The 6,874-nt window shown below is 58.1% G+C and carries 7 protein-coding genes and 1 pseudogene; 2 read left to right on the top strand and 6 right to left on the bottom strand.

Annotated features, from left to right (window positions below):
• Nucleotides 1-115 precede the first annotated feature (115 nt).
• From QMX84_RS25325 to oscA, 5 genes are all read right to left on the bottom strand, one after another.
• Nucleotides 116-1,096: a sulfate ABC transporter ATP-binding protein gene (locus QMX84_RS25325; RefSeq protein ID WP_048372581.1), complete on the bottom strand. Its 981-nt coding sequence runs from the start codon at nt 1,094-1,096 to the stop codon at nt 116-118.
• Between the two features lie 3 nt (nt 1,097-1,099).
• Entirely contained in the window at nt 1,100-1,972 is an 873-nt protein-coding gene (gene cysW / locus QMX84_RS25330; protein ID WP_123750649.1) for a sulfate ABC transporter permease subunit CysW, read from the bottom strand.
• Nucleotides 1,973-1,985: 13 nt separating this feature from the next.
• Nucleotides 1,986-2,807 (bottom strand): sulfate ABC transporter permease subunit CysT, encoded by an 822-nt coding sequence (gene cysT, locus QMX84_RS25335; RefSeq protein WP_048372576.1) that lies wholly within the window; start codon nt 2,805-2,807, stop codon nt 1,986-1,988.
• Between the two features lie 90 nt (nt 2,808-2,897).
• Nucleotides 2,898-3,911, bottom strand: coding sequence for a sulfate ABC transporter substrate-binding protein (locus tag QMX84_RS25340; RefSeq protein ID WP_262126045.1), 1,014 nt, complete (start codon nt 3,909-3,911; stop codon nt 2,898-2,900).
• A gap of 59 nt (nt 3,912-3,970) precedes the next feature.
• Entirely contained in the window at nt 3,971-4,153 is a 183-nt protein-coding gene (gene oscA, locus QMX84_RS25345; protein WP_048372573.1) for a sulfur starvation response protein OscA, read from the bottom strand.
• Between the two features lie 309 nt (nt 4,154-4,462).
• On the opposite strand from oscA, the gene QMX84_RS25350 reads away from it, so the two are divergent.
• Nucleotides 4,463-4,732 (top strand): TIGR02647 family protein, encoded by a 270-nt coding sequence (locus QMX84_RS25350; protein ID WP_048372571.1) that lies wholly within the window; start codon nt 4,463-4,465, stop codon nt 4,730-4,732.
• Nucleotides 4,733-4,920: 188 nt separating this feature from the next.
• Nucleotides 4,921-6,180: pseudogene (locus QMX84_RS25355) on the top strand (class I adenylate cyclase); the annotation flags it as partial.
• 92 nt (nt 6,181-6,272) lie between these two features.
• On the opposite strand, the gene rnk reads toward QMX84_RS25355, so the two are convergent.
• Entirely contained in the window at nt 6,273-6,686 is a 414-nt protein-coding gene (rnk, locus tag QMX84_RS25360; RefSeq protein WP_262126046.1) for a nucleoside diphosphate kinase regulator, read from the bottom strand.
• Between the last annotated feature and the right edge of the window lie 188 nt (nt 6,687-6,874).

The raw sequence follows: 6,874 nt of genomic DNA on the forward strand, positions 1-6,874 counted from the left end.
GATGGGAGCTCAAAAGCACTGTAGGAGCCGCCGCAGGCTGCGATCTTTTGACGTTTAAAGATCAAAAGATCGCAGCCTGCGGCAGCTCCTACAGGGTGATTTGGCTCAGGTGTTTTTAAGCCTTCTGCCATACCTTCGGCTTAAAGAACAACGTCTCGCCGCGGGCCAGTTCGGTCAGGCTGTCATGGTCTTTGACCACTTCTACTTCGATCAGCTCGCTTTGACCCTCAACCTTCAACGTCACCCGGGTGGTCGCACCCAGCGGGCGGATGTCGCGTACTTGGGCTGCGTGGTGGTCTTCGAGTTCGTGGCGTGACAACGACACTTCGTGCGGACGGAACAGGACGTGGTTATCCTCGCCCAAATGCAGGCGGTTGGAGTCGCCCAGGAAGTGATAAACAAAGTCGCTGGCCGGGTTTTCGTAGACGTCACCCGGTGAGCCGATCTGCTCGATCACGCCTTTGTTCATGACCACGATGCGGTCCGCGACTTCCATCGCTTCTTCCTGGTCGTGGGTCACGAACACCGAGGTCAGGTTGATGTCTTCGTGCAGGCGCGCAAGCCAGCGACGCAGTTCTTTACGGACCTTGGCGTCGAGGGCGCCGAACGGTTCGTCGAGCAGCAGCACTTTAGGTTCGACCGCCAGGGCGCGGGCCAGGGCGATACGCTGGCGCTGACCACCCGACAGTTGCTCCGGGTAGCGGTCAGAGAGCCAGTCCAGCTGCACCATGTTCAGCAGCTCGTGGACTTTTTCAGCGATGCGGGTTTCGTTCGGGCGCTCGCCCTTGGGCTTCATGCGCAGGCCGAAGGCCACGTTGTCGAATACCGTCATGTGGCGGAACAGCGCGTAATGCTGGAACACGAAACCGACGTTGCGATCACGCACGTCATGACCCGAGACGTCTTCGCCGTGGAAGACGATGCTGCCCTGGTCCGGGGTTTCAAGCCCCGCGATGATGCGCAACAGGGTGGTTTTGCCGCAGCCCGAGGGGCCCAGCAATGCCACCAGCTCGCCGCTGTGGATGTCCAGATTGATGCTGTCCAGCGCTTTGAAGGCGTTGAAGTTCTTGCTGACGTTACGGACTTCGATCGACATGGTTTATTCCTCCGCGGCGCTGGCGCGCAGGCGGTTAATACGGGATTCGCTCCACTGCTTGAGCAGCAGGATGAAGAGCGCCAGGATCAGCAACAGGGTGGCCACAGCGAAGGCGGCGACGTGGTTGTATTCGTTGTAGAGGATCTCGACGTGCAGCGGCAGGGTGTTGGTCACCCCGCGAATGTGCCCGGAAACCACCGACACCGCGCCAAATTCGCCCATCGCCCGCGCCGTACACAGTACAACGCCGTAGATCAGGCCCCATTTGATGTTGGGCACAGTGACGTGCCAGAACATCTGCCAGCCATTGGCGCCCAGCAAGCGTGCGGCTTCTTCTTCCTGAGTGCCCTGCTCTTGCATCAGCGGGATCAGCTCACGGGCCACGAAGGGCACCGTCACAAAGATGGTTGCCAGCACGATGCCCGGTAACGCAAAGATGATCTGAATGTCGTGGTCTTGCAGCCACTCGCCGAAGAAACCCTGTGCGCCGAACATCAACACGTAGACCAGACCGGCGATCACCGGTGATACCGAAAACGGCAGGTCGATCAGGGTGACCAGGATACTTTTGCCGCGAAAGCTGTATTTGCTCACGCACCAGGCCGCACTCACGCCAAACACCACGTTGAGCGGTACTGAAATGACGACGGCGATGATGGTCAGCTTGAGGGCCGACAAGGCGTCAGGCTCAAGGATCGCATCGAAGAACGCACCGAAGCCCAGCTTCAGGCCCTGAGACACCACGATCAGCAGTGGCAACAGCAAGAAGCCGATAAAGAACAACCAGCCAAGTGCGATCAGCAACCGGCGTGAAAGCGGGCTGCCACGGCGTGCAGCGTTGGCGGCGGAAGCCGCGTTTATGGACGAACTGGACATACGCTGGCCTCCTTCAGGATGGGGTTTCGATGCGGCGCTGGATCAAGTTGATCAGCAGCAGCAACACGAAGGAAACCACCAGCATCATCACGCCGATGGCGGTGGCGCCGGTGTAGTCGTACTGGTCGAGCTTGACCATGATCAGCAGCGGCAGGATCTCGGTTTTCATCGGCATGTTACCGGCGATGAAAATGACCGAACCGTACTCACCGATGCCACGGGCAAAGGCCAGCGCAAAACCGGTCAACCAGGCCGGCAACAGGGCCGGCATGAGGATGTAGCGGAACACTTGCAGGGGCTTGGCGCCCAGGCAGGCGGCGGCTTCTTCGATTTCACGCGGGATGTCTGCCAGAACCGGCTGCACGGTGCGCACCACAAACGGCAGGGTTACAAAGGTCAGGGCCAGGGTAATACCCAGCGGGGTGTAGGCGATTTTAAAGCCCAGGTCCGAAGCGAACTGGCCAATCCAGCCGTGGGGCGCGTACAGCGTGGTCAGTGCAATACCGGCCACTGCGGTTGGCAGGGCAAAGGGCAGGTCGATCATGGCATCGATGATCTTGCGCCCGGGGAAGGTGTAACGCACCAGCACCCAGGCCAGAACGGTGCCGATGACGCCGTTGATCAAGGCGGCAAAAAAGGCGGTGCCAAAACTGAGCTTGAGCGCTGCCAACACCCGCGGCGCGGTGATGATGGCCCAAAACTGCTCCCAGGTGAGTTGCGCGGCATGCACAAACATGGCAGCCAACGGTATAAGCACGATGAGGCTGAGGTACACCAAGGTGTAGCCCAGCGTCAGCCCGAAGCCGGGTATGACGGGGGAAATACGACGAGACATAAGAGTCCTTGGTTAACGCACGAAGCCCGCAACGGGGTCGCGGGCTCTATGTTCTAGCTTTCAGCGTGGCTTAAAGCCCCGCCCCACAGGTTATTGCGCCTGGTAGATCTGGTCGAACACGCCACCGTCATTAAAAAATTTCGGCTGCGCAGTTTTCCAGCCGCCGAAGTCTTTGTCGATAGTGACAAGCTCCAGTTTCGGAAATTGCTCGGCGTATTTGGCCGCTACTTTTTCGTCACGCGGACGGTAGAAGTTCTTGGCTGCGATCTCTTGGCCAGCCGGGCTGTACAAGTGTTTGAGGTACGCGTTGGCGATCTCCAGGTTGCCTTTTTTCTCGGCGTTTTTGTCGACCACAGCCACCGGTGGCTCGGCCAGAATCGACAGCGAAGGTACGACGATTTCGAACTTGTCTGTACCGCCGTCTTCTTTCAGCGCCAGGAACGCTTCGTTTTCCCACGCCAGCAACACGTCACCCTGACCGTTGTTGACGAAGGTAATGGTCGAGCCGCGTGCGCCGGTGTCCAGTACCGGTACGTGTTTGAACAGCTCTTGCACGTAGGCATTGGCTTTGGCTTCGTCGCCACCGTTGGCTTTCAGGCCGTAGGCGTAGGCTGCGAGGAAGTTCCAGCGCGCGCCGCCACTGGTTTTAGGGTTCGGGGTAATCACTGAGACGTCTTTCTTGACCAGGTCGTCCCAGTCCTTGATGCCTTTAGGGTTGCCCTTGCGCACCAGGAACACGATGGTCGAGGTGTACGGAGTGCTGGCGTCCGGCAGGCGGGTTTGCCAGTCGGCTGGCAGCGAACCTTTGTTGAGTTTGGCGATTTCATCGATGTCGCCGGCCAATGCCAGGGTCACCACGTCTGCGCGCAAGCCGTCGATCACGCCACGGGCCTGTTTGCCCGAGCCACCGTGAGACTGCTGGATTTTGACGTTGTCGCCCGGGTGGCTGGCTTTCCAGAAATTAACAAACTCAGCGTTGTAATCCTGGTACAGCTCACGGGTTGGATCGTAAGAAACGTTGAGCAATTCGTAGTCTTTGGCTACAGCGGAGCCAGCAAAAATGGCACTGGCCAGCGCGGCCAGAGCGTAACGGCGTAGGGACATAGGTGAGGCTCCAAAGCGTTTCTAGTTGTTATGAACGCACTCCAATGAGTGCGTTTGGCTCAATTACTTTTCTGGCTCGGGTTCTGTAACCGGAATTTTTCTTTGCGTTCGATCTGAACCACTTGTGCGTTGTGCACGGTGATTTCGACGGCACCAAAGCGCAGGTCCCGTAGCGCGCTCTGGATTTCCCGCAGAATGGTGGCTTCGTCCTGACCGTCAACGCTACGCAGAGATGCGCTCATGGTGTGCTCCTGGAAAGATGGGTTGCCGACTGAGGTGCTGGCGTGGATGTCATAGTAGTGAGGCGCGATTATTCTTAAAAATACTATTTAAGAATGTTTATATAACTGAAAGCGTGGTAGCCGAAGGGAGGCTTTATTCGCGCGCGTAATCGAGGGCAGGGTCTACACTCCAATTGCCTCGTAAGCGCGTCAATGCGGGGCCGGCACGACACGCTGCTTATATAAGGTCGGAACTGTCACTGGACAGTTGGTGATAGTGGGATCACCTTAGAGCCGTTGTCGCCTTTTCCTGCATAGTCTGGAGTTTTTATGTCGTTTACCCCTGAGTTGGTTGCCGAACTGGAAGTCCTTGCACTGTTTGACCTGGAAAGTACGCTTGAGGGCCTGAAGATCCATCAGACCGCCGATCCACAACGGATCGCGGCAGCACAACGTTTGTATGACAAAGACCTGATCAATCAACCCGATGGTGGTTACCTGACCAGCCTGGGCCGTGATGCCGCCGAGCATGTCCAAGGGCTGCTGCTGATCCTTACCTCAGAGTCGAAGCTGGGCGAAAAACTGGCAGAAATTGCCTGACATCCCGCATTGCCCACGGAATCTCCCCCTTTGTTGATTCCGCGGGCGCATTCCCTGTTTCCCGTCTAATGTTCAGATATGTAAAAAATCTGACGTCAAAAACACAATCGTCCTAAGTCTTTTGTGCTGCTGGCTGTAAACTCACCTCCCCTCCTCTTTCTCGTTTGGCGAGCCGGTCTGAGTGTGCAATGACGCGCCCCCTGGAAGTAAGACCCGCTCTGAGTGAGGGAATCGATCGACAGGTTCTCCATCAAGTGCGTGAGCGGTTTCTGGCGGTCAACAAAGGACGTCTGCAGCGCGCAATGGAAGGCCTGTTGCCCGCTCAGCAAACGATCCTCAATCTGTTGGCCCTGTTGTTTCATGTGAACGACCCGCTGCTGCCCGGCTATGTCTCGGACGGCACGCCGGCCGGTGTCTCGGGTTATGCCCCGGATGCGCCAACCCTGACGGCGGCGCAGGCGTTAGCCGCGGACTTTATCTATTGCCCACAGCCCTGCCAGCCCCAGGCCATTCACGGCCTGTACTTAATGGGCAGCCTGGGCACGTTGGCGCAGACCGACCAGAGCGATATGGACGTGTGGCTCTGCCATGCGCCGGGTTTGGACGACCAGGCGTTGGCCAATTTGCGCAAAAAATGCCGCCGCCTCGAGACATGGGCTGCGGGCCAGGGCAGTGAAGCGCACTTTTTTCTGATTGATGCCCCGCGTTTTGCCCAAGGCGAGCGTGCCCTGCAGTGCGACGTGGATGACTTTGTAAACGCGCAACATTCGTTGTTGCTCGATGAGTTTTATCGCACGGCGATCTGGCTCGGCGGGCGCACGCCGTTGTGGTGGTGGGTGCCCACGTATGAAGAAGCGCGCTATGGCGAATTCATTCAGACGCTTGAGGCTCAGCGCCTGATCCCGGCAGATGAGGTGATCGACCTCGGGCATTTGGCGCACATCCCGGCGGCCGAGTTTTTAGGGGCCGGGTTGAAGCAGTTGTTCAAGGGCATCGAGTCGCCCTACAAATCGGTGCTCAAACTGCTGTTGATTGAGGTGTATGCCAGCGAGCACCCTCGGGTGAGTTGCCTGAGCCTGGGCTACAAGCGCGCCGTGTACGCCCATCAACTGGACCTCGATGAGCTGGATCCGTACGTGATGGTGTACCGGCGCATTGAGGGCTATTTGCAGGTCCGTGGCGATGTTCAGCGCTTGGAGCTGGTGCGCCGCAGCTTGTACCTTAAGGTCAATCACAAGCTCTCCGGCCATGCCCCGGCGCAGGGTGCCCCCTGGCAGCGCGCCCTGCTGGAGCGCCTGACCCACGAATGGGGCTGGGATGAGCAGCAGTTGGCGCAGTTGGACAACCGTTCGAAATGGAAGACCGGGCCGGACAGTCGTGAGCGCCTGGCGCTGTCGCGTGAGTTGAATGACAGCTACCGTTTTTTGAGCCAACTGGCTCGGCATGAACACCCGATCAGGTTGCCCGTTATAACGGTCTAGGGCGTTTGGGCAGCGCTGCAAAACCGAGCGCTACCGCGGATCTGGTGTATCGGGGCAGTTTAAAGCTCGAAATCGCCTGCGGCTTCTGGCTGGTATTTAACTTCAAGCAATTCAAGTTTGAGGGTCTTGCCGCCGGGTGCCGGCCAGTCGATGTGCTGGCCCGTCTGCAAGCCCAGCAGCGCGCTGCCGACCGGCGCCAGAATCGAAATTTTGCCTTCGTCTGCGTTGGCATCTTTTGGGTAGACCAGCGTCAGGTCATAATCTTTGCCGCTGCTTTGTTCGCGGCAATGCACGCGCGAATTCATGGTCACGACATTGGCCGGCACTTCTTCGTGGCCGACGACATTTTCGGCACGATCCAGCTCGGCCTGCAACGCAATAACACCGGGTAACGTGTCATCCAGACTGTCGATCAGCTTCTCCAGACGTTGTACGTCCAGGCGTGTGAGGGTGATGGCGGGTGAAGTACTCATGACCTGGCAGACTCCTTTTTTCTGCACGGAAAAGCAAAACCCCGCCAGGACATGGCGGGGTTTTGACCAGCCTCGTGTCGACGAGGCGAACTTGGACACTACCACAGCAAAATAAATACACAAGGTTGCCTGCAGGAGCGAGCTTGCCTCGCGATCTTTTGATCTTTTGAAAGATCGCGAGGCAAGCT

The sequence above is a fragment of the Pseudomonas sp. PS01297 genome (assembly GCF_029959305.1).
Classification (GTDB): Bacteria; Pseudomonadota; Gammaproteobacteria; order Pseudomonadales; family Pseudomonadaceae; genus Aquipseudomonas; species Aquipseudomonas helleri.

Excerpts from the sequence above, each read along its gene's own strand:
- QMX84_RS25325 (WP_048372581.1), bottom strand. The coding sequence starts at position 1,096 with ATGTCGATCGAAGTCCGTAACGTCAGCAAGAACTTCAACGCCTTCAAA.
- cysW (WP_123750649.1), bottom strand. The coding sequence starts at position 1,972 with ATGTCCAGTTCGTCCATAAACGCGGCTTCCGCCGCCAACGCTGCACGC.
- cysT (WP_048372576.1), bottom strand. The coding sequence starts at position 2,807 with ATGTCTCGTCGTATTTCCCCCGTCATACCCGGCTTCGGGCTGACGCTG.
- QMX84_RS25340 (WP_262126045.1), bottom strand. The coding sequence starts at position 3,911 with ATGTCCCTACGCCGTTACGCTCTGGCCGCGCTGGCCAGTGCCATTTTT.
- oscA (WP_048372573.1), bottom strand. The coding sequence starts at position 4,153 with ATGAGCGCATCTCTGCGTAGCGTTGACGGTCAGGACGAAGCCACCATT.
- QMX84_RS25350 (WP_048372571.1), top strand. The coding sequence starts at position 4,463 with ATGTCGTTTACCCCTGAGTTGGTTGCCGAACTGGAAGTCCTTGCACTG.
- rnk (WP_262126046.1), bottom strand. The coding sequence starts at position 6,686 with ATGAGTACTTCACCCGCCATCACCCTCACACGCCTGGACGTACAACGT.